The organism is Hydrogenophilus hirschii (assembly GCF_054656675.1).
On sequence record NZ_BAAHXQ010000001.1, the window covers coordinates 992,816 to 1,017,535 of the forward strand.

A 24,720-nucleotide genomic window follows, 5' to 3' on the forward strand; every position below is an offset into this window, starting at 1 on the left:
TCTGAACGCCATGTTGGACGAACGCAGCCGCATCCTGCTCAAAACGCTTGTCGAGCGTTATATCGCGGAAGGACAACCCGTCGGCTCGCGCACCCTGTCGCGCGCAAGCGGCTTGACGCTTTCGCCGGCCACCGTGCGCAACATCATGAGCGACCTGGAAGAGCTCGGGCTGGTGATGAGTCCCCATACGTCGGCAGGTCGCGCCCCCACCGCGGCAGGCTATCGTTTCTACCTCGACAAATTGATTGCGATCCAACCGCTCGACCAGAGACTGATCGCCGATCTGCGCGAAGAGCTCAAACCCGACCAGCCGCAGCAGTTGATCCGACGCGCCTCTCAGATTTTGTCGGAACTGACGCAATTTGCCGGCATCGTCATGGCACCGAAGCGCGACACCGAACGGTTGCGGCACATCGAATTCGTCCCGCTTTCGGGCAATCGTCTGTTGCTCATCCTGGTAACACAAAGTGGCGAGGTCCTCAACCGCCTGGTGAGCGCGCCTCGGGCGCTCTCTCCGTCCGAACTTGTCGAGGCCAGCAACTTTTTGACGACCCATTTCGCTGGGAAATCGCTCGAAGAGATGCGGGAAGCGTTGGCGCAAGAGTTGAGCCGGATGCGGGAAGACATCTCGGATCTGATGCGTGCCGCACTCACCGCGCCACTCCCCGAAGCCGATCCGTACGTCGTTTCTGGTGAAAACCGCTTACTGGAAGTGGGTGAATTCGCCAGCAACATGGAGCGGCTGCGCGAACTCTTCTCCCTGTTCGAGCAACGGACCGCGTTGATGCGTCTTTTGGAGCAGGCGACACAGGCAAACGGCGTGCAGATTTTCATCGGGAGCGAATCGGGTGTCGCGGAATTGGAAGAGTGTTCGCTGATTACCGCCAACTACTCGGTGCATGGCCGGATCGTCGGCTCGATCGGGGTGATCGGTCCCACCCGCATGGCCTACGATCGGGTGATTCCCATCGTCGATATCACCGCGAAACTCCTCACCCATGCGCTGAGTCAATATGAGAATACCCAAGGATGAGTACAACGATGCAGCCAACGGAACGATCCGATCCTGTCGAGTGTCGGGGGTTTCATGAGAGAATCACCCTCCACACCGCGGTTTTGCTCGTCAATTTGGGTTCCCCCGACGCCCCCACTCCTGCTGCGACTCGCCGTTATTTGCGTGAATTTCTCACCGACCCTCGCGTGATCGAACTGCCACGCTGGCTGTGGCGCCCCATTCTCGAACTGGCGATTCTGCCGCGCCGCCCGAAAGCGAGCGCTGCGAAATACGCCCAAATCTGGACCGAAGCGGGCTCCCCCCTCACGGTTGTCACGCGGCAACTGGCCGAAGGGCTTCAAGCCCTGTGGGGAGAATCCGGGCCGCTCGTTCGTTGGGCGATGCGCTACGGCAACCCGAATGTGCGTGACGAATTGGTTTCGCTGCGGCAAGCTGGCGTGCGTCGTCTGCTCGTCGTACCGCTCTATCCCCAGTATTGTGCAAGCACCACCGGTTCGGTCTTCGACGCCGTCACGCAGACGCTCCAACACTGGCGGGATCTCCCGGAAGTTCGCTTCGTGCGTCACTGGCACGACCACCCGGCCTGGGTCGAACGGGTAGCCGCCACGCTTCGTCGGGCGTTCGACCAAGATGGCGAACCGGAGCGACTCCTCTTCAGCTTTCACGGCATGCCGCTCAAAACCCTCTACGCCGGTGACCCGTACCATTGCGAATGCCAAAAAAGCGCGCGGTTGATCGCAGAGGCACTGCAACTGCCACGCGATCGCTGGATGGTTACCTTTCAATCCCGCTTCGGGCCAGCGAAATGGTTGCAACCGTACACGCAAGAAACGCTCGAGGAATTGGCACGCTCCGGGGTAAAACGGGTTGCGGTGGTCTGTCCCGGTTTCGTCGCCGATTGCCTCGAAACGTTGGAAGAGATCGCGATCGAATGCCGTGAGGCGTTCTTGGCCGCCGGCGGCGAACACTTCACCTATGTTCCTTGTCTCAACGCGGATCCCGAATGGATTCGTGATTTCGCCACCATCCTCACCCCGCATCTTTCCGGTTGGCCGATGCGCACCCGCGTGGAGTTCCCTTCGTCATGATGCTTCCTTCCTGGCTTCGCTTGCTGCTCCACTGGTTGCTCAATGCCGTCGCGCTCTTGGCGGTGGCCGAGATCGTCTCCGGGATTACCGTCACGGGCTACGGTGCCGCGCTCTTGACCGCTTTCGTGCTGGGGATCATCAACTGGTCGATCAAACCCATCCTGCTGTTACTGACCCTGCCAGCCACCCTTTTCACGCTCGGCATCTTCGCCCTCGTGATCAACGCACTGCTTTTTTGGGCGGCAACGGGAATCGTGCCCGGGGTAGTCGTCGCCGACTTTTGGTCGGCGTTTTGGGGCGCGCTGCTCTACAGCATTCTGACGGGGGTAGTTGCCATTGCGCTTTCCGACCCCAGATATGAAGTCAAGGTGCGCTGGCGCGTCGATCGACGCCGCTGGCGTGACCGTGACGACGATCCCTGGGTTTGAAGAGGAGCGAACGATGACCGAACCATTGATGATCCCTTGTCCGCAATGCCACGCTTTGAACCGCGTACCTGCTGAGCGTCTCGACGAGGGGCCCGTGTGTGGCAAATGCAAACAGACGCTACTACCCGGCGAACCGATCAACGTCGATTCGGCATGGTTTGGACGCCACGTCCTACAACCGACGATTCCCGTCGTGGTCGATTTCTGGGCCCCTTGGTGTGGCCCGTGCCGAATGATGGCCCCCCACTTCGCTCAAGCGGCACAAAAGGCACCCAAAATACATTTCGTCAAGGTCGATACCGAGGCGAACCCCGATATTGCCGCGCAGTACCACATTCGAAGCATCCCCACCATCGCACTTTTTGTCCGCGGACGGGAAATCGCGCGGCAAAGCGGCGCGATGGATGCCGGACGCCTCCTTTCTTGGCTACAAGTGCATTTGCGATGAACCCACCGATTACCCTAATACCGGGATGGCGGCTTGGACGCGGGCCGCTTGCCCCTTTGGCGAACGCGTTGGACGCAGAGTGGTATGACCTTCCCGGCTACCGGGAAACCCCCTTTACTGCGGACTTTGCTGACGCGGTTACCCGGCTGATCACTGCCGTTCCGCCCGGAACCGTCCTGGTTGGCTGGTCGTTGGGCGCCATGATTGCGCTTGCGGCTGCGGCGCGTGCACCGCACCACATCGGCGGCGTGGTCGTGATCGGCGGCACACCCTCGTTCGTGACACGCGACGGTTGGTCCCACGGGCTTACGCCTGAAGCGCTTGCCGAGTTTCGCGCCGCGATCGCCGAAGACGAACCGGCGATGCTGCCCCGTTTCGTCGGCGGCTTCAACCGCGGCGAACCGGAGAACAAAACCCTGACCGCCGAAATTCTGGCTACCGCCGATCCCGCCCCGTCGCTGGAGATCCTGCTTGCCGGGCTCGATTGGCTGGCTACGGTCGATCTGCGCGCAGAACTCCCCTCCATTACGACCCCTGTCCTCGTCATTCACGGGGAGAACGACCCCCTCATTCCGTGTGCTGCGGGGGAAGCCATCGCACAGACCGTGCCTCATGGGAAATGGCTACCCATCCCCAACGCCGCACATGCGCCCTTTCTGCGCCACCAAGCGGCGATCGTTGACAGCATCTCACGTTTTGCCGCGTGACGGTTTCTTTTGGTGATGCGACCGGCTATCCCTTGAAATTCCTTTTCCCTGCCCCCATTCCAGTACAATTGAACCATTGGCATGGGAGCAGAACCGTATGATCAATCCGCAAACACCACATCCGCAATCAGAAAACCAAGAAACTCAAACCAACCAGAACCCGACACCGGACGTCAATAGCGAAGCGCACCCGTCTGTGATCGCGAGTGACACCATTGCCAGCTCAGCGTTTGCTGCAGGCAAGGCTCCCGATGCTGCCGCTTCCGAATCGGGACAAAATGTGGAGCCTAACGCACAAAGCCATCCGCCCATCGATAGTATCCCCGACCTCCAAGAGATGGTGCGGATTGCAGAGCGCAAAGCGGCAGAGCACTACGACGCCTGGCTGCGGGCAAAAGCCGAAGCGGAAAACGTTCGACGCCGTGCCGAAGAAGAGATCGCCAAAGCGCGCCTCTACGCAATCGACAAATTCGCCGCGGCGCTCTTGCCGGTGAAGGATAGTCTGGAAGCGGCGCTCGCCACAGAGAATCAAACAGTCGAAAGCCTGCGTGAGGGGGTCGAACTCACGTTGAAACAACTCACCGCCGCGCTCGAACAGTTCGGCATCAAAGAGGAGAATCCAGCAGGCAACAAATTCGACCCCAACCGACACCAGGCAATCGGGATGATCGAGACCGACGGCGAACCCAACCACGTAGCGCAGGTATTGCAAAAAGGCTATCTGATCCATGAACGTGTGCTCCGTCCGGCGCTCGTGATGGTCTCGAAAGCCAAATCGGGCTCTTGAAATTCTCATCAACGCCCTCATACACCAAAACAGTTCCAACACAGAAACGGTAATAGGAGAAAACAATGGGCAAAATCATCGGTATCGACTTGGGAACCACCAACAGCTGCGTCGCGGTGATGGAGAACGGCAAACCGCGCGTGATCGAAAATTCGGAAGGAGCACGCACCACGCCGTCGGTCGTTGCCTACACCGCGGATGGCGAAATCCTGGTTGGCGCCCCGGCGAAACGGCAAGCGGTCACCAACGCGGCGAACACCTTCTACGCGATCAAGCGTCTCATCGGTCGCCGTTACGAAGACCCGGAGGTGCAAAAAGACATCAAACTGATGCCCTACAAGATCATTCGGGCAGAAAACGGCGACGCCTGGGTGGAAACCTCGACCGGCAAGAAACTTTCGCCGCAGCAAATTTCTGCGGAAGTCTTGCGCAAAATGAAGAAGACCGCAGAAGATTACCTGGGCGAAGAGGTCACCGAGGCGGTGATCACCGTACCGGCATACTTCAACGATGCGCAACGGCAAGCGACGAAAGACGCGGGGCGGATCGCCGGTCTCGAAGTCAAACGGATCATCAACGAGCCGACCGCAGCGGCGCTCGCCTACGGCCTGGACAAAAAACCCGGCGACAGCAAAATCGCGGTCTATGACTTGGGGGGTGGCACCTTCGACATCTCGATCATCGAAATCGCCGAAGTCGACGGTGAACACCAGTTCGAAGTGCTCGCCACGAACGGTGACACCTTCCTAGGCGGGGAAGACTTCGACAACCGCTTGATCGACTACATCGTCAGTGAATTCCAGAAAGAGCAAGGGGTAGACCTCAAGAAAGACCCGCTGGCGATGCAGCGCCTCAAAGAAGCGGCGGAAAAAGCGAAGATCGAGCTCTCATCGAGCCAGCAGACCGAAGTCAACCTCCCCTACATCACCGCGGATGCTTCTGGGCCGAAGCACCTGGCGATGAAGATCACCCGGGCGAAGTTCGAATCGCTCGTCGAAGACCTCATCGAGCGGACCATCGAGCCGTGCCGCATCGCGCTCAAAGACGCGGGTCTCACCGTCAAGGACATCGACGAGGTGATCCTGGTCGGCGGACAAACCCGGATGCCGAAGGTCCAGGAAAAGGTCAAAGAATTCTTCGGTAAAGAACCGCGCAAAGACGTCAACCCGGACGAAGCGGTGGCGATCGGTGCCGCGATCCAAGGGGGCGTGTTGCAAGGTGAGGTCAAGGACGTCCTGCTCCTCGACGTCACTCCGCTCTCACTCGGGATCGAAACGCTCGGTGGCGTGATGACCAAGCTCATCAACAAGAACACCACGATCCCGACGAAAGCGACGCAGATCTTCTCCACCGCCGACGACAACCAGACCGCGGTGACGATTCGCGTCTTCCAAGGCGAGCGCGAAATGGCGCGCGACAACAAGCTCTTGGGCGAATTCAATCTGGAAGGGATCCGGCCTGCGCCGCGTGGTGTGCCGCAGATCGAAGTCACCTTCGACATCGACGCGAATGGGATCCTCCACGTTTCGGCGCGTGACAAGGATACCGGTAAAGAGAACAAGATCACGATCAAAGCGAACTCCGGGTTGACCGAAGAGCAGATCCAACAGATGATTCGTGACGCCGAACTGCACGCTGCCGAAGACAAACGGATGCGCGAGCTCGTGGAAGCGCGCAACCAGTGCGATGCGCTCGTCCATTCGGTGAAGAAATCGCTCGAACAGGTTGGCGACAAGGTCGGCACTGCGGAAAAAGGCAAGGTTGAAGCGGCGATCGAAGAAGCCGAACGGGCAGCGAAAGGTGAAGACAAAGCGGCGATCGAAGCGGCGATGCAAAAACTGGCGCAAGTCAGTGCCGAAGTGATGCAAAAAGCGCAAAGCGCAGAGAGCGGCAGCACCACCAGTAGCAGCACGCAAGGAAGCGCCAGCGCGAACGATGCCGACGTGGTCGACGCCGAATTCACCGAAGTAAAGGACGACAAAAAGTCATCGTGACCGCGTCGTCCTATTGATCAGAAAGAAGCCGTTGCCTCATGGGCAGCGGCTTCTTTTGCTTGTTTTGGTACCTCATTGACGGATCGAACCCATGCGTGAAATCGACCTCTACGCGATTCTCGAGGTTTCCCGCGACGCTTCGGCGGCCGAAATCAAAAAAGCATACCGCAAGCTCGCAATGAAATACCACCCGGACCGCAACCCGGGCGACAAGGCCGCGGAAGAGAAATTCAAGGAGATCCAACGCGCCTACGATATCCTCTCCGACGAAGCCAAACGTGCTGCGTACGATCGCTACGGCATGGCGGGTGTCGACCCCAGCGCCGCCGCGGCCGCCGGTGCGGGCGCCCGCGGCTTCGACGATTTCGCGAGCGCCTTTGGCGATATTTTCGAAGATTTCTTTGGCGGCGGCAGCACCCGTCGCAGCCGCACGCAAGTCTATCGCGGCGCCGATCTGCGCTTCCACCTCGAGATCACGCTCGAAGAGGCGGCTCACGGCGCCACCAAGACGATCCGAGTACCCTCCTACGAAACCTGCAGTACCTGTGCTGGCAGCGGCGCCAAACCCGGAACCCAACCCCTCACCTGCCCGACCTGTGGCGGGATGGGCCAAGTGCGAATGCAACAGGGTTTCTTCTCCATTCAGCAAACCTGTCCCGACTGCCACGGCACCGGTACGATCATTGCCCACCCCTGTCCAGAGTGCCGTGGCGCGGGTCGGATTCGCCGACACAAAACGCTGGAGGTGAAAATTCCAGCAGGGATCGATTCCGGCATGCGCTTGCGGCAGAGCGGCTACGGCGAACCGGGGATCAATGGCGGACCGCCGGGCGACCTCTACGTGGAGATCCACGTCAAACCGCACCCGATCTTTCAACGGGATGGCGACGACCTGCATTGCGAAATGCCGATTTCGATCGTCACCGCGGCGCTGGGCGGCGAAATCGAAATTCCGACGCTCGACGGCGTCGCGCGCCTGAAAATCCCCCCGGAGACCCAAACCGGCCAGGTTTTCCGGCTGCGCGGCAAAGGAATCAAGAACGTCCGCCACCACGGGTACGGGGATCTCTACTGCCATGTCGTAGTCGAAACTCCTGTGAATCTTACCGACCGCCAGAAAGAACTCCTACGCGAATTCGAAGCGATTGGCCGCGAACACCACGAGCGGCAGCAACCGAAGAGCAAAAGCTGGCTCGACCGCGTGCGGGAATTCTTCTCGGCCGGCGACGACGACAACGGAGCGGACAAGGAATGAATCCGAACCGCCGCAAAATTTTTCACCTAGGAATCGCGCTCATGAGTCTCCTTACCCCGATGGCTTCGCACTCGGCAGACCAGACTGAAGGCGCATCGCGCGCACCCCGCGTTGCGCTGCACACCAATCTGGGAACGATCACCGTCGAACTCGACGCTGAGCGCGCACCCAAAACCGTCGCCAATTTTCTCGCGTATCTCGTGAAAGGACATTACGACGGCACCGTGTTTCATCGCGTCATCCCCGGCTTCATGATTCAAGGCGGCGGGTTCGATCGCGAGCTGCAGCTGCGCCCCACCAACACGCCCATTCCCAACGAAGCCGACAACGGACTCAAGAACGTCCGAGGAACGATCGCGATGGCGCGGACGCAAGACCCCCACTCGGCGCGCGCGCAATTTTTCATCAACCTGGTCGACAATCCCCACCTGGATCACCGTGACCCGTCCCCGCAGGGATGGGGTTACGCCGTCTTTGGCCGTGTCGTCGCAGGGATGGAGGTTGTCGATGCGATCGCGAAAGTTCCCACGACCCGCGTCGGTCCGCTGCGGGACGTGCCGGTCGAACCGGTGGTAATCGAACGGGCCGAACGCGTCGAATGACCCCGCCGCAGTTATACTGCCGCCTGTGGTTGCACTTACCCGTCCTGTGGCTGGTCTCGGACCTGCATCTCGATCCCATCACGCCCAGCGCGCGGCAACAGCAGTTCGTTCGATGGTTGCAGCAACTCCCGCCTGAAGAGCCGATCGCAATCCTCGGGGACTTTTTCGATTATTGGATTGGCGACGACTGGGATCCTCCGGCGTTCGCTGACCTCTTTACCCAGCTTGCCGCGGTTGCTGAGCGGCGGCTCATCCTCTTTCAGACCGGGAACCGCGATTTCCTGGTGGGACGCGATTTGGCGAAACGGTTGGGCTTTCGCCGCCTCCCCGACCTGGTCGGCGTCGATACCGGCACAGCACGTTATCTCCTTACCCATGGCGACGCGCTCTGCTGGGACGATGCGCCCTACCTGGCATGGCGCGCGCAAGCGCGCAACCCCGCGTGGCAACGCGCGTTCTTGGCGCGCCCCTTGGCGGAACGGCTGGCATTTGCACAACAAGCGCGCCAGCAAAGCGCGATGCGCCACGACATTCCCGATGATCTGAGCGAAACCGCCGTTATGGCACTGTTCCAACGCTATCCCGGCACCCACCTCATCCACGGTCACACCCACATTCCCCGCGACGTGCCGTACCCCGACCCCGTAACGGGTACCTTGCGCTATCGATGGGTGCTCGCCGAGTGGCGCGATCACCAACCCGCGCCGCTTGCGCGACTCGACCCAGCGGGTTTTCACCGCAGGGTGAGTGCCTGATCGAGATCGGCGATCAGATCTTCGGGATCTTCCAACCCGACCGACAAACGGATCAATCCTTCCCGTACCCCCATCGCCGCGCGGACCTCTGGCGCCAGACGTCCGTGGGTCGTGGACGCCGGATGGGTGATGGTGCTTTTGGCGTCCCCCAGATTCGCCGTGATCGAAAAGAGGCGGACACGGTCGATCACCTGCCAAGCGGCTTGCCGCTCGCCAGCGACCTCGAACGCGACGATTCCACCAAATCCACGCTGTTGCCGCTTGGCCAACGCGTGTTGCGGATGACTGGGGAGCCCGGGAAAATAGACGCGCGTCACGTTCGGATGCCCAGCCAGAAATTCCGCAACCGCTTGGGCATGTGCACAGTGCGCTTGCATCCGAAGTGGCAGCGTCTCCAGCCCCTTCAACAGCACCCATGCGTTAAACGGCGAAAGCGAAGGCCCGGCTGTGCGGAGGAACCGCACCACCTCGTCGACCAGCACCTGCGCCCCGACGACCGCTCCACCCAAGACGCGCCCTTGCCCGTCGAGATACTTGGTTGCCGAATGGACGACAAGGTCAGCACCGAACGCAAGCGGCTGTTGCAAGATGGGGGTACAGAAGCAGTTATCCACGACGAAAAGGGCCCCGACCTCATGTGCCACCTCGGCGACGAGCGCGAGATCGATCAGCTCGGTCAACGGGTTGGTTGGACTTTCGCAATAGACCAGACGTGGTCGAACCCGACGAATCGCCGTCGCTGCGGCGTCTGAGTCGCTCAATTCGACCCATTCGGTCGTCACCCCAAACCGCGTGAGAATCGTGGCGAAAAGCTGCTGCGTTGCACCAAAAAGACCGCGCCCCGCGACGATCCGATCCCCGGCTTGGCAAAACGTCATCACCACCGCAAGGATCGCCGCCATCCCACTGGCCGTCGCGACGCACCGTTCCCCTCCTTCGAGCGCCGCAAGGCGGGATTCGAACATCGCCACCGTGGGATTGGCGTAACGGGAATAGACGAATCCTTCCTCATCCCCAGCAAAGCGTGCCGCCGCTTGCGCAGCCGATTCGAAAACGAAGCTCGAAGTCAGATAGAGCGCTTCGGCGTGTTCTTGAAAGTGACTGCGCGTCTGCCCGGCGCGAACGGCAAGGGTTTTCACTTTCACGCGTCGCGCTCCTCGTCCCCACTGGCCAAGGTCAGATCGAGTTGGTTGTGCCCGCGCACAGGTTTGCGCTCACCACGGGTACGGCGTTCCTCGATTCCGTCGAGGTAATCTTGCGAGACGTCGCCGGTAATGTAGCAGCCATCGAAACAGGAGGCTTCGAAGTGGCTGATCTCCGGGTTGATCTCGCGAATGCACGCTTTGAGGTCGTCAAGGCTTTGATAAAGGATGCGGTCGGCACCAATCTCGGCGCAGATCTCCGCCTCATTCCGATACGCTGCGATCAGCTCGGCGCGCGTCGGCATGTCGATTCCATAGACATTGGCGTAGCGCACGGGCGGCGCGGCAGAGGCGAGGATCACGCGCTTTGCGCCCGCATCCCGCGCCATCTGGACGATTTCGCGCGACGTGGTGCCCCGCACGATCGAATCGTCGACAATGAGCACGTTTTTTCCGGCGAATTCCTGTTCGATCACGTTGAGCTTTTGTCGCACCGATTTTTTCCGTACCGCTTGCCCCGGCATGATGAAGGTGCGCCCAATGTAGCGATTCTTCACGAACCCTTCGCGGTAGGCTACCCCCAAGCGCTGCGCCATCTCCATCGCCGCGGGCCGCGAAGAGTCGGGAACCGGCACGACGACATCGACCCTTTCCTGCGGCATCAACGCGCGAAAACGCTCGGCCAGTTTCGCGCCCATCTTCACCCGCGCGTCATAGACCGAAACCCCGTCGATGAAGGAATCAGGCCGCGCCAAATAGACGAATTCGAAGAGACAGCTCGCCAGGATCGGCCGATCGGCACACTGCTCCGCGCGCATCCCCTGTTCGGCCGAAAAGAGGATCGCTTCACCCGGCGCGACGTCGCGCACGCGTTCGAACCCCAAGACATCGAGCGCAACCGATTCGGAAGCGACCATCCATTCGGTTCCGTTGGCACTTTCGCGTTTGCCAAAGACGAGCGGGCGAATGCCAAACGGATCCCGAAAAGCCAAAAGGCCATAACCGGCGATCATCGCGACCACCGCGTACGCGCCGCGGCAGCGACGGTGCACCCCGCGCACCGCGTCGAACACGGCGCGGTCGGTCAATTCCAACCCCGAAACCGAACGGTGCAATTCGTGTGCCAACACGTTGAGGATCACTTCGGAATCGGAATTGGTATTGATGTGTCGCCGATCGGTGCGAAAGAGCTCCGCTTTCAGGGTTTCGGTATTGGTAAGGTTGCCGTTGTGGGCGAGCAAAATCCCGAAAGGGGAATTGACATAGAAGGGTTGCGCTTCCGAGACGTCGCACGGATCCCCCGCGGTGGGATAGCGCACATGGCCGATCCCCCAATTGCCGATCAAGTTGCGCATATTGCGCGTACGAAAGACGTCGCGCACCAACCCAGGCCCTTTGTGGAGATAGAAACGCCCGTCGGCACCGGTAGCGATGCCCGCCGCATCTTGGCCACGATGTTGCAAGACGAGCAACCCGTCATAGAGCAATTGATTGACCGGTTCCTGCGCAACGACCCCAATGACTCCGCACATTTCAAGACCCCTTTTGCACCACGCGTTGTGTCACCGTATCCGGCAAGAGAAGGAGCGCTTCCGCCAACCCGGCTTCTACCCACGGGCGCGTCTTCGCAGCTTGCCACCATTGGGTCTTTTCCGCGCCCAACCACAACAGTACTTGCGCGACGAAAACCACGACCACCACGCCGCGCGCCAAACCGAACCATGCGCCCAAAAAGCGGTCGAACGCGGCCAAACCCGTCACTTTCAACACCTCGCCTAAGAGCGCGCGCAATATGGCGCTCAGTAAGAAAACCGCAAGGGCAAGGATCACCGCACCACCCAACCAGCGCAAGCGGGGATCGGAAAAGACCGTGGCCAGCACCCGCTCACCAAGCGCTTCTCCCCAAAACCATCCCGCAGCGATCGCGATCCCCCACGCGGCAAGCGACAGCAACTCGGCAACGATTCCACGCCAGATCCCCGCAACCACCGAGAGCGCAATCACCGCAACGACAGCGAGATCGAACGGATTCATTGCGCGATCCTCTGCGCGCCGACGCGCGGTTTGCCGCCGACGAGCGCCGCGATTTTGCCCGTTACCGCTTCCGCGTCCGCTTCGGTGACAAAAGGGGCGACCCGAACGCGGTACCACCCTGAGCGTTGCGGCATGAGAAACGCAGGAAGCCCCGCGTCCCGAAGCCGCTCGACCGCTGTGACCGCCTGGGCATCGTTCTGGAACGCTCCCGCCTGAACGTACCAGAACTGGGTAAGGGGCTGCTGCGGCGACGCCAACCCACGCAGCACGGCCTGCGCCTTAGCGGTATCGCTGAGTTTTGCTTCGGACCAGATCGGTACGTTCTTTTTGTCTTGAGTGGGCTTCGGGGTTGCGGATGGTGCGCTGGCTTCCGTTCGTTCGTGAGGGGCCTTCTGCCCGTTTTGGCTCAGTCGATCCTGAGCCATATTTTGTGGGTTCCGCGCCCTACTTTGCTGGGACGAGTGCCCCTCCTCTGGCGTTTTGGCGTTGCTACCGGCAGACGACTCGGCAGGTTCTGCAGCACCCGAGGAGGGTTCCGCAGCCGAACGCGGCACCGCACCCGCTGGCATCTCCCCTGTGGCGGAAGCGGCGGACTCAGATAGCGCCGCGGTATTCGCATCCGACTCCGAATGCGTAGCGGTTTCCGCCCCAGAACGAAGCGTGATCACCTCTTGCTTTTCCGTGATGAGCCGAACCGTTGGTGCAGGAAGCGATGCGGGGGGTTCCGAATCCATCACGAACGGAAGGATGAGCAAACTCAGAAGAAAGAGCGCGAGCGTTCCGAAGAAGCGGCGCCGCGCCCGTAAGAGTGCCTCACTGGGTGACGAAGCCACCGGATCGGTCACGGATTCGTGGTGCGCACGTTGTCGCGCCATGCCAAGGCCTGTCCGACGATCGAAAAGGAGCCGAATATGACGATTTTATCATCCGGCCCAGCTTCCTTCACCGCTTGCGCGAGCGCCGCCTCGACATCTTTCGCAACCGTGACGGCACGCGCCCCTGCCGCGGTAACGACCGGTTCCAGCGCCGCTGCATCCTGTCCGCGTTCTCCAGGGGTCGGCACCAGCCACCAGCGGTCGATCAAGGCAACGAGCGGTGCAACGAGCGCCTCGACCGGTTTGTCACGGTAGCAGCCGAAGATCGCGTACGTAGGCGTGGGCAAGCGGAGCGCGCGGAGGTTCTTCGCGAGCGCCGCAGTGGCCTGCGGATTGTGCGCAACGTCGAGGATCAAGAGGGGGCGTCCCGGCAACAGTTGAAAACGACCCGGCAGCGTCGCTGTGAGCAGCCCCTCTCGTACCGCTTGTTGGGGCACCGGCAACCGATCACGTAACAGCGAAACCGCCATCAACGCAGCCGACGCGTTGTGCCACTGCCCCTCGCCACGCAATGCGGGCGCGGGCAGACCCGCACGCTGCCCTGCTGCGGTCGACCACCACCGCCATTGGGATTCCTGCGGTTCGAACCCGAACTCGGCCCCGATGCGAAAAAGAGGCGCAGCCAGGGCATGTGCCGTATTGAGAAGACTTTGCGGGGGGTTGGGATCGGCGACGATCGCGGGACGTCCGGTGCGGAAGATCCCCGCTTTCTCGCGCCCGATCGCTTCACGGTCCGGCCCCAGCCACGCCTGGTGGTCGAGATCGACGGTCGTGACGATCGCAACGTCGGGATCGATCAGGTTTACGGCGTCGAGCCGTCCGCCCATCCCCACTTCCAAAATGACGAGATCGAGTGATGTCTGGGCAAAATGCCACAACGCTGCAAGGGTCACGAATTCGAAATAGGTCAGGGCGACGGTGTCACGCGCCGTTTCCACCGCGGTAAACGCCGCGATGAGCGCTGCGTCCTCGATCGGTACTCCGCCGACCCGAATCCGTTCGTGGAAACGCACGAGATGCGGAGAGGTATAGCAACCGACGCGGTAGCCAGCGGCGCGATAAATTGCCTCCAGGTAGGCGCAGGTCGAGCCCTTGCCGTTGGTACCGGCAACGGTGATCACCGGATGGGGAAAAGGGCGATCGCCCCACAACCGCTGCCAAACCGCCCGAACGCGCTCCAATCCCAGCACGATGCGCGCTTCACTGCCGCGCGCCTCGATCCGCGCCAACCACGCGTCGACGCTCTCAGGCAACGCGTGCTCAGACGGTGGCGAAAGGGGCGTCGTGGAAGGGATCATGGGTGTAAAAACGGGGCCATCAATAGGCTCAGGGCGCGCGCCGTCCACTGCTTGAGTTCGCGGCGATCGACCACGGCATCGATCGCACCTTTTTCAAGCAGGAATTCGGCACGTTGGAACCCGTTGGGCAGGGTTTGTCGTACGGTCTGTTCGATCACGCGCGGTCCGGCAAAACCGATCAACGCCCCCGGTTCGGCGACGACCAGATCGCCCATGAACGCGAAACTGGCAGAAACACCGCCCATCGTCGGATCGGTGAGGATCGAGAGATAAGGCAAGCGAGCGTCTGCCAGTTGCGCCAGTGCCGCGTTGGTCTTTGCCATCTGCATCAGGGAGAGAAGCCCCTCCTGCATGCGCGCGCCCCCGCTTGCCGCAATCGAAATGAATGCGGCGCGGCGCTCGACTGCGGCACGCACCCCACGAACGAAGCGCTCGCCCACCACCGAGCCCATCGATCCGCCCATGAACTCGAATTCGAACGCCGCGGCGACGACGGGGATTTGCGCCACGGTGCCCGCAACCACCACCAATGCGTCGTGCTCACCGGTGGCGCGCTGCGCCTCTTTGAGGCGCTCAGTATAGCGCTTGCTGTCCTTGAAGCGCAGCGGATCGACTGGCCGGATTTCGTCACCGATCGGTTCACGCCCTTCCGGGTCGAGTAGCGCGTCGAGTCGCGCGCGCGCGCCCAAACGGTGGTGGTGGCCACACTGGGGACAGACGCGCAGATTGGCTTCGAGGTCGGCGGAATAGAGTACCGCTTCGCACCCCTGGCATTTGGTCCACAACCCTTCGGGTACGCTTTTGCGCACCCCACTCGTGACCCGCCGAATACCCGGCGGAATGATCTTGTCCAACCAGTTCATCGTCATTCGTTTCCTTTCTCGCTACCGCGCGGTTCCGCCGTTGCCGCTACCGTATCGACTGCTGCACGCAGCGTGGTGAGCAATTCGGAGACTGCGGCAATGGCGTTGGCCGGATCGGCGTCGATCGCTTCGATCAAACGGCTACCGACGACCACAGCATCGGCTACTTTGGCAATCGCTTGCGCCGACTGAGCGTCTTTGACCCCAAACCCCACGGCAATGGGCAACGTGACCCACTGCCGCAACGCTTCTAGGCGCTCAGTCACCGCGGCAACGTCGAGGTGCCCTGCGCCTGTCACGCCGGTGAGCGACACATAGTAGACGTAGCCGCGACCGAGTTCGCCAACCACCCGTGCGCGCGTCTCTGGCGAGGTGGGTGCCAATAGAAAGATCGGTGCGATCCCAGCTGCTTGGAGCAACCGAGCCGGTTCGTGCGCCTCTTGGGGAGGCAGGTCGACGGTGAGCACCCCGTCGACCCCCACGCGTGCGGCTTCGGAGACGAAACGTGTCCACCCCATCGCTTCGATCGGATTGAGGTACCCCATCAGGACGACGGGAGTCTCACGGTCTTGCGCGCGAAACGCTTCGACCATCGCGAGCGTTTTCGCCAACGTCTGCCCGTTTGCGAGCGCCTGTTCACTGGCGCGCTGAATCGTCGGGCCGTCTGCCATCGGGTCGGAAAAAGGCACGCCCAATTCGATCAGGTCGGCCCCAGCCGCCACCATCGCGTGCATGAGCGGGACGGTTACTTCCGGAGTGGGGAAACCCGCGGTCACGAACGGAATCAGCGCTTTGCGCTGCTCGGAAGCAAGGCGTGCGAACCGGGTGTCGATGCGGTTGGAAGCAGCATTCATAGCGTGATCCCCGAACGCTGGGCAACGGTATGCATGTCTTTGTCGCCACGCCCTGAGAGGTTCACCAAAAGGATCCGATCTTTGGCCAATGTCGGCGCAATCTTGGCTGCGTACGCGAGCGCATGCGACGATTCGAGCGCAGGGATGATGCCTTCGTAGCGACACAGGTCGTGAAACGCAGCCAGCGCCTCGTCGTCGGTCACCGCAACGTATTCCGCACGGCCGATCTCTTTCAGCCACGCGTGCTCCGGCCCAACCCCCGGGTAGTCGAGGCCAGCCGAGATCGAATGGGTTTCGATGATCTGCCCATCTTCGTTTTGCAAGAGATAGGTTCGGTTGCCGTGGAGCACCCCTGGACGGCCAGCGGTGAGGCTCGCGGCATGTCGCCCGGTGGCGATCCCCTCGCCGGCGGCTTCGACCCCAATGAGCCGCACCGATTCGTACGGAAGGTAGGGATAGAAGATGCCGATCGCGTTCGATCCCCCGCCAACACACGCGACCACGTAGTCGGGCTGTCGCCCGACGAGCGCCGGCATCTGTTCGAGGCATTCGCGTCCGATCACCGCTTGGAAATCGCGAACCATCATCGGATAGGGGTGGGGACCGGCCACGGTTCCGATGATGTAGAAGGTGTCCGCAACATTGGTGACCCAGTCACGCAGCGCTTCGTTAAGCGCATCTTTGAGGGTTTTCGACCCTGAATGGACCGGCACGACCTCGGCACCCAAGAGCTTCATGCGATAGACGTTCGCTGCCTGCCGCTGGACATCCTCTGCCCCCATATAGACGACGCATTTGAGCCCGAATCGGGCTGCGACCGTTGCGGTCGCGACCCCATGTTGCCCGGCGCCCGTTTCGGCGATCACGCGCGGTTTGCCCATCCGGCGCGCCAAAAGCGCCTGCCCGATGCAGTTGTTGATCTTGTGCGCCCCGGTATGGTTGAGGTCTTCGCGTTTGAGGTAGATCTGCGCCCCACCCAACGCCTCCGACCAACGTTTCGCATGGTAGATCGGGCTCGGACGCCCGACGTAGTGTTTGAGATCGGCTTCGAATTCAGCACGAAACGCCGGATCGTCCTTCGCCGCTTCATACGCTTCGGTGAGCGCTTCGAGCGCAGGAATCAGCGTTTCGGCGACGAACACGCCTCCGTAAGGACCAAAATGGCCGTTTGCGTCGGGATAGGCGTAGGGTTGCACTGTTGCCTTGTGTTGGGGGGCGTTCATGCTCGTCTGGTCTCCATCAATGAGAAGCGGCAAAGTCGTTTTCGGCTTTGCGTACCGCTGAGAGGAACCGCACGATTTTACCGCGATCTTTGATCCCTTTCGCGCTTTCGACGCCGCTGCTGACGTCAACGGCCCATGGGCGCACGCGTGCGATCGCTTCGGCAACGTTTTCCGCGGTCAAACCACCGGCAAGTACAAGGGGTCGTGTCCGCGCTTCAGGGGGCGGCAATACCGTCCAGTCGAACGTTTTCCCACTACCGCCGTGTTGTACCGTCGGCGTATCGACGAGCCAGCCGCACGCATCGGGGTAGCGGACGAGCGCCTGGGCGAGCATCGCTTGCGATCGAGCCGGAAAGGCTTTGAGGTACGGCCGGTGGAACTGGCGACAAAATTCGGGCATTTCCTGCCCATGAAACTGTAGGAGCGCCATGGGGAGCGCGTCCAAGACCGCAGCGACCTCGGCGACCGATGGATCGACAAAGAGCGCGACGATACTCACGAACGGCGGCACGTCACGCGCAAGCGCGCGTGCCTGCGCCACCGTCACGGCACGGGGACTAGCGGGATAGAAGACGAACCCAAGCGCATCGGCACCAGCCTCGACCGCCGCGCACACATCGATCGCGCGCGTCAGGCCACAAATCTTGACTCGGATCCGCCGGTTACCTTCTGTGGTCACGTCGCTATCTCCCCGTCGATCGCCAAGTGCGGGACTTTGATGATTCGCCCGCCGCCAGGAAGTTCCGACACCGCGCCATAATCGGCGCCGCAGAAGTAGAGCCCGTCGGGCATGAAAGTGGGCGCTGCGCGCGTGCGATCACGGTGGGTAAGCAGCTCCGCTGCCCATTCCGGTGGCGCATACCCTTTGCCGATCGCGACCAGGGTGCCGACGAAATTGCGCACCATATGGTGCAAAAAGCCGTCGGCTTCGAAGTCGAACGCGAACCCGCCGGGAATTGCCGTGACCGTTGCTGCGGTGACGGTCCGAATCGGCGATCTCGCCTGACATTGTGCCGCACGAAAGGCGCTGAAATCGTGGGTACCCACCCAGTATTGCGCCGCCCGTTGCATCGCTTCGCCGTCGAGCGGGCGGTGAAACCATCCTACTTTTCCGCACCATTGTGCCGGTGGCGCCGCACCCACCAGAAGCAGGTAGCGGTAACGCCGCGCCCGCGCGCCAAAACGCGCGTGAAACCGTCGCGATACCGGCTGGGCGTGCCACACCGCGATTCCCGGCGGGAGGTGTGCGTTCACTCCCCGCTGCCACGCGCTTGCCAGGCGGTGCACGACGGTATCGAAATGGACCACCTGCGCGAGCGCATGGACACCGGCGTCGGTTCGCCCCGCGCAATGGACACGAACCGGGTGCTGGGCGATCGCAGCAATCGCACGTTCCAGATGGTCCTGAACCGTTTGTCCCGACGGTTGGCTTTGCCACCCGTGGAACCGATCCCCCGCGTATGCGACCAACAGCAACCACCGTTGCGGCTCGGTCATCGCAAACCCGCCTTCTGACGACACGACTCAGCTGCGTCGTCCTCCCCTTCGAGCCAGCGCGGCAGGTGGCGCCAGTCCCGAAGCCGGACCGGCGCTTTCGCCAGCGCATCGAGTCCGTCGAGGATGAGCGCCAGACGCACCGCGAAGCGTTCCAGCGGAACGCCGAACCAGACCAAGGGAAAAAACGCGCGATACAGCGCTGTCGGCTGTTCGGGGATGGGTAACCACGCGAACCAGAAAATCAACCATGCGACCAACGCCAATAGGCGCAGGCCATGCAGCACCGCCAATTCCAGCCCCTCAAAGGTTGGCATCAACGCAACCCAGAACGGCACGATCGCCGTTCCCGGCGTCATCCAACCAAAGAGGATCACGATGCTCAGCAACAACCAGCGGATCCGGCGCAGTAGCCGCACGAAACGGGCCCGGTCGATTGCAATCGCCGCCCCCACGACGACCAGTGTTGCGAGCGAAAGGAGCGACAGCGAGGTAACGGCCTGAAGCGCCACCGCGCCGGCAATCCAGAGCCAGACCCGAAAAGCATAAGGGATCCGCACCGACCCAGCGCGCCCCATCAACCCGAAAGCTGTGCCAACAGGGACTCGGCTTTGGCTTTCGCTTCGGGGCTGCCATCACGCACAACCTCTTCGAGCAACTCGCGAGCCCCTTCGAAATCCTCCATATCGAGATACGCTAGCGCAAGCTGAAGACGGCTGTCGTCGATTTCGGCTTCTGGCGCTTCCCCCTCTTCTTGCATCACCGTTTCGAGGTCGACCTCGGGAAGTACCGAAAGGTCTACAGAGGGCTCCGTTGCGGGTTCTTTGGCTTCTGAGGTGGGTTGCTCTGCCTGTTCTTCTTCAGCAGGCGACTGCGGTTCGTCAGGCACGGTGGCGTCCTCAGGCGCCGTCACCATGGATTCGTCCGTTGTGGATTCGGCAGAACTTTTCGCTTCCGATGTCGGTTCGCCTTCCGGTTGCATGGGTTGTTCGGTTTCGAGCTCGGCGTCGAGGTCGAGATCAGGAAGCGTGATCTCCTCTTCCGCTTCGAGCGACTTGGGAGGCTCAGCAGATTCGGGCTGGTTGGGCGGCACATCGGATGATGGCGTTTCGGTCTGCGGTTCGAGCGATTCGGCCATTTCGCCAAACGCGTCGCCCTCCGGGCGTTCCGGTGTGGGCTCGGATTCGGTTTGTGGTTTCCGTTCCGATTCGAGCTCGAGATCGAAATCGAGATCGTCGAGATCAAGATCGATATCGAGCTCGAGTTCCGGCTCCGATGCCGCTTCGGGTTGACGCGCTGTCTCAACGGCATCGACTTGGGTTTCTACGTCGGTATCGTTCTTCTCGTGGCTTTGCTCCGGGGTTTCGCCCCTACGTACCGCTTCCTTGCTCTGCGCCGTATCGAAGTCGAGCGCAAAATCGAGCGGCGCTTCTGTCGACGGCTCTGGTGACGATTCTGGGGCTCCTTCAACCCCCACATCGGACGCCCCTTCCAATGCGGCTTGCGGCTCAGTAGGCGTTTCCACGTCGTCGAAGCGCAGCGTCTCTTCGTCGGTTTGATCCGCGGCATCCGTTGCGGCAGCAAGTGGCGCGCTCTGCGCACCCGGCATCGGGCCAAAGAACCGTTCATGCAGGGATACTGCGCGATCCCACTCTTTGCCACTGCGCCCGGTCAGTGCTGCTACCATATCGAAATAGTGGTCGAACTGTTGCCGGTCACCCCGTTTGCCATAGACCTCGAGCAATTTCAACGGGATCTGCGGCCGATCCGGGGTCTCTTTGAGCGCATCGAGCAGAATCTCTTCGGCCTGCTGGTCGCGGTCGTAGGCAAGCAACACCTCAGCTTCCGCCACCGGGTCGATCCCCTCGTCCGCTTGCAGCGCGTTGAACGCGACCTGCGTGAAATCGGCCCCCAAAATACTGGCGGAGGTGTCAACCTCTTGCCCGGAAGCCGCCGAAAGCCGCGACGGCGTGGGTTCGGTGCTGAGGGTCTTGAGCTGAGTGGCTTGGGTGCCCTGCGCAGTCTGCGTTTCCGACTGCGTCGCAGGGCCAATCGCCTCAGCGGCTGGAGAATGGTCGTCACCTTCCCGTTGTTTGCGTTGCCGCATGATGAGGAGCGCGACCAACAGCAGTACGGCGCCACCCGCCCCTGCCAGCAGCGCCGGTTGCTCGAGAAGGAACTCGAGAAAACTGGGTTCGGTCGAGCGTGGCAGAGGAGCATCTGCCGGCGCTTTCGGAGGTGTTTTCGCTGCGTCAGATACTGCTGGCTTTTCCGTTTCCGTTTTCTGAGGCGGCGCCGACGCTTCCCCTTTCTCTTCGGGTTGAGCTGCGGCCATTTTTTCCGGCTCGCTTTGCCGCGGCGAAATCGCAGCCGGTTCCACACCTTGCGCTTCGGAATGCGCGGGTGGCGTTGCGGTCGCCTTCGTTCCTTGTTGCGCGATCGCCTGCTGCTGCAATTGGGCCAAAAGCCCATTTTGCACTTCCAGCAATTTCGTAATCTGCGCAAGCTGCTGCTCGAGCACCGCGATGCGATCGCGCGCTTCTTCCAGATCCCCTTTCAGCGCCAGCCAGTCTTCGAGAGGAACAGAGTCTGAGGGTGCCGCGTTCAGGGTTTCGCTCTCTCCCTTTTCGGTAGGCGGAACCAGCTGAATGGGTTTGACCTCGACCTGGTCGTGCGCTTGGGCGCTGGGCTCGGTTTCGGTGACCGACGCACGGGCAACGACCGAACCTTTCGCGGCGGCAGCGGGTTTTTCGGCGACGACCGCAGGCTTTTCGGCAACGCGCTGTTGATGGACAGCCAACGCACCTTTGAGCTGCGCTCCGACCGCGCTCCGCGCTTCGGCAACCGGTACCCGGGTCAGTTCGTCTGGTGTGGGGAGACGAAGCCGCACGCCTGCCTGAAGCCGATTGATGTCGTTGTTGAGGAATGCTTCCGGGTTTTTCTGCCAAAGCGCATAGAGGACGACCTCGAGCGGCACACCACGCGGCTGCGTTTCGCGAGCGATTTTCATCAACGTATCACCCGGACGCACCCACCGCGTTCCGGGTGTGTTCGGAACGAACGGATCCGCTGGTGTACGTGCCTTCGAATGCCCCTGGGTGTTCGGCTCGGCAACCGCGCGGGTTGCGGCAACTGCTTTGGGCAAAACGGGTTGCGTGGGCAGCGCGTATTCGGGCGGGTCGATCAAAATCGCGTATTCACGAAGGATCCGCCCTCCGTTCCAACGCAAATCGAGCAGGACATTGACGAACGGATCACGAACTGGCTCGCGCGTCTTGAGCTCGACCGCCCACCCCGCGCCGCGCGGAATCAGTCGGGCAGAGAGTTTCGGTAGGAGCGGAGACGGTGTGATTCCGGCGTCGCGATACGCCGCTTCGTCCGCAAGCCGCACCACCATCGAACGCAGTTCAGAAGCGTCGGCTTGCACCGTCACATACGCAGTCAAGGGCTCGCCCAGGCGGGAAGCAACCGTCAACTCGCCCAAACTTGCAGCAAAGGCTGGCGACAACGCCAAACCGCCTGTCACGGCAAGCAACCATTTTTTCATGCGATGTTGTGGTGCGGCCACGGTTGTCCCCCCTTTTCCTACGTTTCCGAGCCGTTCTCCGCCCGTCCTGTCAGGAACGCTGTTCCAACAAAATGCGCAACATGCGCCGTAACGGTTCCGCTGCCCCCCAAAGGAGCTGATCCCCTACGGTAAAGGCGCCGAGGTACTCAGGACCCATCGCCAATTTGTGCAGCCGCCCAACGGGAACGGTGAGTGTTCCGGAAACCGCCGCGGGCGTCAGCTCACGCTCCGTGATTTCCCGTTCGTTGGGCACCACTTTCACCCATTCGTTGGCATTGGCGATCAGCGCTTCGAGCTCCGTTAACGGTACATCGCGCTTTAACTTGATGGTCAGCCCTTGCGAATGACACCGCATCGCCCCAATCCGCACACAGATGCCGTCGATCGGGATCGAGCCGGGCGAACGGAAAGGGGGCAACCCCAGGATTTTGTTGCACTCCGCACCCCCTTTCCACTCCTCTTTCGACTGTCCGTGCTCGACCGGGACGTCGATCCAGGGAATGAGACTTCCCGCAAGCGGCGCACCGCGGAAATGCTGGGTGGGAAAATCGGGCGACCGCATCGTTTCGGTGACTTTCCGGTCGATCTCCAGAATCGCGCTCGCAGGATCGGCGAGTTCCTGTTCCACCGCCTGGTAGAGCCGCCCCATCTGCTGCAAGAGTTCGCGCATGTTTTGCGCCCCGGCGCCGGACGCGGCCTGGTAGGTCATCGCACTCACCCATTCGACCAAGCCGGCTTGAAACAAACCACCAATTGCCATGAGCATCAGGGAAACGGTACAGTTGCCGCCGATCCAATCGCGCCCACCGTTCGCCAATGCCGCGTCGATCACGGGTCGGTTCACCGGATCGAGCACGATCACGGTATGGGGTTGCATGCGCAACGCGCTCGCGGCGTCGATCCAGTGCCCTTGCCACCCGGCATCACGAAGTTTGCGGTAGACCGCTTTCGTGTAATCGCCCCCTTGACAGGTGACGATGATATCCATGGGTTTCAACGCGTCGATGTGGTATGCGTCTTGCAGCGGCAGTTCGGGTGTCACACCGCCAAAGGTCGGCGCGGGCTTCCCGGCCGCCGACGTGGAAAAATAGACCGGTTCGATATGCGCGAAATCGCCCGCTTCGGTCATCCGTTGCATGAGGACAGAGCCGACCATGCCACGCCAACCGATCAAACCCACGCGTGGTTTTGCCATCGTGTTCCACTCCCATTATCGAAAAGTCAAGCCAATGCCGCGACTACCGCGTCACCCATCGCCGCGGTTCCTACGACCGTATCTCCAGGCGCGGCGATATCGCGTGTGCGAAGCCCTAGCGCCAGGACCTTCTGCACTGCGCGCTCGATGGCCGTTGCCGGGTCTTCCCAACCGAAACTGTAACGCAACATCATCGCTGCCGAAAGGATCGTCGCAAGCGGGTTCGCAACCCCCTGCCCCGCGATATCGGGGGCGGAACCATGACACGGCTCGTAGAGCCCTTTGCCCGTTTCGTTGAGTGACGCCGAAGGAAGCATGCCGATCGACCCGGTGAGCATCGCCGCTTCGTCCGAAAGGATGTCGCCGAACATATTGCCGGTGACGATCACGTCGAACTGTTTCGGCGCGCGAACCAACTGCATCGCGGCATTGTCGACCAGCATGTGGGTGAGCGTCACGTCGGGGTATTCCGGCGCGAGTTCGTTCATCACGTCACGCCACAGCTGCGTCGTTTCGAGCACGTTCATCTTGTCGACCGAGCAGAGGTGCTTGCGCCGTTTGCGTGCCGCCTCGAACGCGATGCGACCAATCCGCCGGATCTCGGCTTCCGAATAGATCATCGTGTTGAACCCGACGCGCTCGCCGTTGCGCACCTCGATCCCACGCGGCTCACCAAAGTAGATGTCGCCTGTCAATTCGCGCACGATCAGAATGTCGAGCCCGGCAACCACCTCCGGCTTGAGGGTCGAAGTCGCGGCCAGTTCGTCATAGAGGATCGCCGGGCGCAGGTTGGCAAAGAGGTTCAAGTCTTTGCGGATCGCCAACAGGCCCAGTTCCGGCCGCTGCGGACGGGGAAGCGTATCCCACTTCGGGCCGCCAACAGCACCCAACAAAACCGCGTCGGCTTCGCGCGCGAGCGTCTGCGTTGCTTCGGGATAGGGTTCGCCCGTGGCATCGACTGCAGCACCGCCAAGGAGCGCGGTTTCGAATTCGAGCGGAAGCTGTAACGCTTTCAGCACTTTGACGGCTTCGGCAACGATCTCCGGTCCGATGCCATCACCCGGGAGCAGACAGACCTTTTTGGTAACCGACATG

The 24,720-nt window shown here is 61.5% G+C and carries 24 protein-coding genes; 10 read left to right on the top strand and 14 right to left on the bottom strand.

What is annotated here, in order from left to right:
• Positions 1-10: 10 nt before the first annotated feature.
• The 10 genes from hrcA (at position 11) to ACYQ4Z_RS04905 (ending at position 9,079) form a co-directional block, all read left to right on the top strand.
• Positions 11-1,033, top strand: a complete 1,023-nt coding sequence (gene hrcA, locus ACYQ4Z_RS04860; RefSeq protein ID WP_219971180.1) for a heat-inducible transcriptional repressor HrcA — start codon at positions 11-13, stop codon at positions 1,031-1,033.
• The gene (hemH, locus tag ACYQ4Z_RS04865; RefSeq protein ID WP_219971182.1) at positions 1,030-2,103 is read left to right on the top strand and encodes a ferrochelatase; all 1,074 of its coding nucleotides are present in this window, start codon (positions 1,030-1,032) and stop codon (positions 2,101-2,103) included. The genes hrcA and hemH overlap by 4 nt, the downstream gene beginning before the upstream one ends.
• The gene (locus ACYQ4Z_RS04870) at positions 2,103-2,531 is read left to right on the top strand and encodes a phage holin family protein (RefSeq protein ID WP_219971897.1); all 429 of its coding nucleotides are present in this window, start codon (positions 2,103-2,105) and stop codon (positions 2,529-2,531) included. The genes hemH and ACYQ4Z_RS04870 overlap by 1 nt, the downstream gene beginning before the upstream one ends.
• Before the next feature lie 13 nt (positions 2,532-2,544).
• Positions 2,545-2,979, top strand: coding sequence for a thioredoxin TrxC (gene trxC / locus ACYQ4Z_RS04875; protein WP_219971184.1), 435 nt, complete (start codon positions 2,545-2,547; stop codon positions 2,977-2,979).
• Positions 2,976-3,686, top strand: a complete 711-nt coding sequence (locus tag ACYQ4Z_RS04880) for an alpha/beta fold hydrolase (RefSeq protein ID WP_219971186.1) — start codon at positions 2,976-2,978, stop codon at positions 3,684-3,686. The genes trxC and ACYQ4Z_RS04880 overlap by 4 nt, the downstream gene beginning before the upstream one ends.
• Positions 3,687-3,783: 97 nt before the next feature.
• On the top strand, positions 3,784-4,473 hold the full coding sequence (grpE, locus tag ACYQ4Z_RS04885) for a nucleotide exchange factor GrpE (protein ID WP_459860235.1): 690 nt from the start codon (positions 3,784-3,786) through the stop codon (positions 4,471-4,473).
• A gap of 65 nt (positions 4,474-4,538) precedes the next feature.
• Entirely contained in the window at positions 4,539-6,467 is a 1,929-nt protein-coding gene (dnaK, locus tag ACYQ4Z_RS04890) for a molecular chaperone DnaK (RefSeq protein ID WP_119335201.1), read from the top strand.
• A 91-nt stretch (positions 6,468-6,558) separates the two neighbouring features.
• Complete coding sequence (dnaJ, locus tag ACYQ4Z_RS04895) at positions 6,559-7,722, top strand: molecular chaperone DnaJ (RefSeq protein WP_219971190.1); 1,164 nt, start codon at positions 6,559-6,561, stop codon at positions 7,720-7,722.
• A gap of 59 nt (positions 7,723-7,781) precedes the next feature.
• Positions 7,782-8,324 (top strand): peptidylprolyl isomerase, encoded by a 543-nt coding sequence (locus tag ACYQ4Z_RS04900; protein ID WP_119336106.1) that lies wholly within the window; start codon positions 7,782-7,784, stop codon positions 8,322-8,324.
• Positions 8,321-9,079, top strand: a complete 759-nt coding sequence (locus tag ACYQ4Z_RS04905; RefSeq protein WP_285614206.1) for a UDP-2,3-diacylglucosamine diphosphatase — start codon at positions 8,321-8,323, stop codon at positions 9,077-9,079. The genes ACYQ4Z_RS04900 and ACYQ4Z_RS04905 overlap by 4 nt, the downstream gene beginning before the upstream one ends.
• Here ACYQ4Z_RS04905 and ACYQ4Z_RS04910 read toward each other — a convergent pair.
• From ACYQ4Z_RS04910 to leuB, 14 genes are read right to left on the bottom strand one after another with little or no spacing between them, the layout of a single operon-like run.
• Positions 9,058-10,224 (bottom strand): O-succinylhomoserine sulfhydrylase, encoded by a 1,167-nt coding sequence (locus tag ACYQ4Z_RS04910; protein WP_459860236.1) that lies wholly within the window; start codon positions 10,222-10,224, stop codon positions 9,058-9,060. The genes ACYQ4Z_RS04905 and ACYQ4Z_RS04910 overlap by 22 nt on opposite strands.
• Complete coding sequence (gene purF, locus ACYQ4Z_RS04915; protein WP_119335205.1) at positions 10,221-11,753, bottom strand: amidophosphoribosyltransferase; 1,533 nt, start codon at positions 11,751-11,753, stop codon at positions 10,221-10,223. The genes ACYQ4Z_RS04910 and purF overlap by 4 nt, the downstream gene beginning before the upstream one ends.
• 1 nt (position 11,754) lies before the next feature.
• Positions 11,755-12,255 carry a CvpA family protein gene (locus ACYQ4Z_RS04920; RefSeq protein ID WP_119335206.1) on the bottom strand — a complete coding sequence of 167 codons (501 nt, stop codon included), beginning with the start codon at positions 12,253-12,255 and terminating at the stop codon, positions 11,755-11,757.
• The gene (locus ACYQ4Z_RS04925; RefSeq protein WP_459860237.1) at positions 12,252-13,130 is read right to left on the bottom strand and encodes an SPOR domain-containing protein; all 879 of its coding nucleotides are present in this window, start codon (positions 13,128-13,130) and stop codon (positions 12,252-12,254) included. Before ACYQ4Z_RS04925 ends, ACYQ4Z_RS04920 begins: the two co-directional genes overlap by 4 nt.
• Positions 13,097-14,428 (bottom strand): bifunctional tetrahydrofolate synthase/dihydrofolate synthase, encoded by a 1,332-nt coding sequence (folC, locus tag ACYQ4Z_RS04930; RefSeq protein ID WP_459860238.1) that lies wholly within the window; start codon positions 14,426-14,428, stop codon positions 13,097-13,099. The genes ACYQ4Z_RS04925 and folC overlap by 34 nt, the downstream gene beginning before the upstream one ends.
• A complete protein-coding gene (gene accD, locus ACYQ4Z_RS04935; protein WP_219971899.1) occupies positions 14,425-15,291 on the bottom strand; it encodes an acetyl-CoA carboxylase, carboxyltransferase subunit beta in 867 nt (288 codons plus the stop codon). The genes folC and accD overlap by 4 nt, the downstream gene beginning before the upstream one ends.
• A 2-nt stretch (positions 15,292-15,293) precedes the next feature.
• The gene (trpA, locus tag ACYQ4Z_RS04940) at positions 15,294-16,145 is read right to left on the bottom strand and encodes a tryptophan synthase subunit alpha (protein ID WP_119335210.1); all 852 of its coding nucleotides are present in this window, start codon (positions 16,143-16,145) and stop codon (positions 15,294-15,296) included.
• Positions 16,142-17,368 carry a tryptophan synthase subunit beta gene (trpB, locus tag ACYQ4Z_RS04945; protein WP_219971206.1) on the bottom strand — a complete coding sequence of 409 codons (1,227 nt, stop codon included), beginning with the start codon at positions 17,366-17,368 and terminating at the stop codon, positions 16,142-16,144. The genes trpA and trpB overlap by 4 nt, the downstream gene beginning before the upstream one ends.
• Positions 17,369-17,384: 16 nt before the next feature.
• Positions 17,385-18,047, bottom strand: a complete 663-nt coding sequence (locus ACYQ4Z_RS04950) for a phosphoribosylanthranilate isomerase (RefSeq protein ID WP_459860239.1) — start codon at positions 18,045-18,047, stop codon at positions 17,385-17,387.
• A complete protein-coding gene (truA, locus tag ACYQ4Z_RS04955) occupies positions 18,044-18,865 on the bottom strand; it encodes a tRNA pseudouridine(38-40) synthase TruA (protein ID WP_459860240.1) in 822 nt (273 codons plus the stop codon). The genes ACYQ4Z_RS04950 and truA overlap by 4 nt, the downstream gene beginning before the upstream one ends.
• A complete protein-coding gene (locus tag ACYQ4Z_RS04960) occupies positions 18,862-19,440 on the bottom strand; it encodes a hypothetical protein (protein ID WP_219971229.1) in 579 nt (192 codons plus the stop codon). Before ACYQ4Z_RS04960 ends, truA begins: the two co-directional genes overlap by 4 nt.
• Complete coding sequence (locus ACYQ4Z_RS04965) at positions 19,440-22,430, bottom strand: motility hub landmark protein FimV (protein ID WP_459860242.1); 2,991 nt, start codon at positions 22,428-22,430, stop codon at positions 19,440-19,442. Before ACYQ4Z_RS04965 ends, ACYQ4Z_RS04960 begins: the two co-directional genes overlap by 1 nt.
• A 49-nt stretch (positions 22,431-22,479) precedes the next feature.
• On the bottom strand, positions 22,480-23,625 hold the full coding sequence (gene asd, locus ACYQ4Z_RS04970; protein WP_219971233.1) for an aspartate-semialdehyde dehydrogenase: 1,146 nt from the start codon (positions 23,623-23,625) through the stop codon (positions 22,480-22,482).
• 26 nt (positions 23,626-23,651) lie between these two features.
• Complete coding sequence (gene leuB, locus ACYQ4Z_RS04975) at positions 23,652-24,719, bottom strand: 3-isopropylmalate dehydrogenase (protein ID WP_459860245.1); 1,068 nt, start codon at positions 24,717-24,719, stop codon at positions 23,652-23,654.
• Position 24,720: the final 1 nt, after the last annotated feature.

What these genes read in the sequence shown, in the direction of transcription:
- folC (WP_459860238.1), bottom strand. Translation starts at nt 14,428, where the DNA reads ATGATCCCTTCCACGACGCCCCTTTCGCCACCGTCTGAGCACGCGTTG.
- dnaJ (WP_219971190.1), top strand. Translation starts at nt 6,559, where the DNA reads ATGCGTGAAATCGACCTCTACGCGATTCTCGAGGTTTCCCGCGACGCT.
- dnaK (WP_119335201.1), top strand. Translation starts at nt 4,539, where the DNA reads ATGGGCAAAATCATCGGTATCGACTTGGGAACCACCAACAGCTGCGTC.
- ACYQ4Z_RS04905 (WP_285614206.1), top strand. Translation starts at nt 8,321, where the DNA reads ATGACCCCGCCGCAGTTATACTGCCGCCTGTGGTTGCACTTACCCGTC.
- trxC (WP_219971184.1), top strand. Translation starts at nt 2,545, where the DNA reads ATGACCGAACCATTGATGATCCCTTGTCCGCAATGCCACGCTTTGAAC.
- ACYQ4Z_RS04920 (WP_119335206.1), bottom strand. Translation starts at nt 12,255, where the DNA reads ATGAATCCGTTCGATCTCGCTGTCGTTGCGGTGATTGCGCTCTCGGTG.
- ACYQ4Z_RS04925 (WP_459860237.1), bottom strand. Translation starts at nt 13,130, where the DNA reads ATGGCGCGACAACGTGCGCACCACGAATCCGTGACCGATCCGGTGGCT.
- trpB (WP_219971206.1), bottom strand. Translation starts at nt 17,368, where the DNA reads ATGAACGCCCCCCAACACAAGGCAACAGTGCAACCCTACGCCTATCCC.
- purF (WP_119335205.1), bottom strand. Translation starts at nt 11,753, where the DNA reads ATGTGCGGAGTCATTGGGGTCGTTGCGCAGGAACCGGTCAATCAATTG.
- trpA (WP_119335210.1), bottom strand. Translation starts at nt 16,145, where the DNA reads ATGAATGCTGCTTCCAACCGCATCGACACCCGGTTCGCACGCCTTGCT.
- truA (WP_459860240.1), bottom strand. Translation starts at nt 18,865, where the DNA reads ATGACCGAGCCGCAACGGTGGTTGCTGTTGGTCGCATACGCGGGGGAT.
- ACYQ4Z_RS04960 (WP_219971229.1), bottom strand. Translation starts at nt 19,440, where the DNA reads ATGGGGCGCGCTGGGTCGGTGCGGATCCCTTATGCTTTTCGGGTCTGG.
- leuB (WP_459860245.1), bottom strand. Translation starts at nt 24,719, where the DNA reads ATGTCGGTTACCAAAAAGGTCTGTCTGCTCCCGGGTGATGGCATCGGA.
- hemH (WP_219971182.1), top strand. Translation starts at nt 1,030, where the DNA reads ATGAGTACAACGATGCAGCCAACGGAACGATCCGATCCTGTCGAGTGT.
- ACYQ4Z_RS04880 (WP_219971186.1), top strand. Translation starts at nt 2,976, where the DNA reads ATGAACCCACCGATTACCCTAATACCGGGATGGCGGCTTGGACGCGGG.
- grpE (WP_459860235.1), top strand. Translation starts at nt 3,784, where the DNA reads ATGATCAATCCGCAAACACCACATCCGCAATCAGAAAACCAAGAAACT.
- ACYQ4Z_RS04900 (WP_119336106.1), top strand. Translation starts at nt 7,782, where the DNA reads ATGGCTTCGCACTCGGCAGACCAGACTGAAGGCGCATCGCGCGCACCC.
- accD (WP_219971899.1), bottom strand. Translation starts at nt 15,291, where the DNA reads ATGAACTGGTTGGACAAGATCATTCCGCCGGGTATTCGGCGGGTCACG.
- ACYQ4Z_RS04870 (WP_219971897.1), top strand. Translation starts at nt 2,103, where the DNA reads ATGCTTCCTTCCTGGCTTCGCTTGCTGCTCCACTGGTTGCTCAATGCC.
- asd (WP_219971233.1), bottom strand. Translation starts at nt 23,625, where the DNA reads ATGGCAAAACCACGCGTGGGTTTGATCGGTTGGCGTGGCATGGTCGGC.
- hrcA (WP_219971180.1), top strand. Translation starts at nt 11, where the DNA reads ATGTTGGACGAACGCAGCCGCATCCTGCTCAAAACGCTTGTCGAGCGT.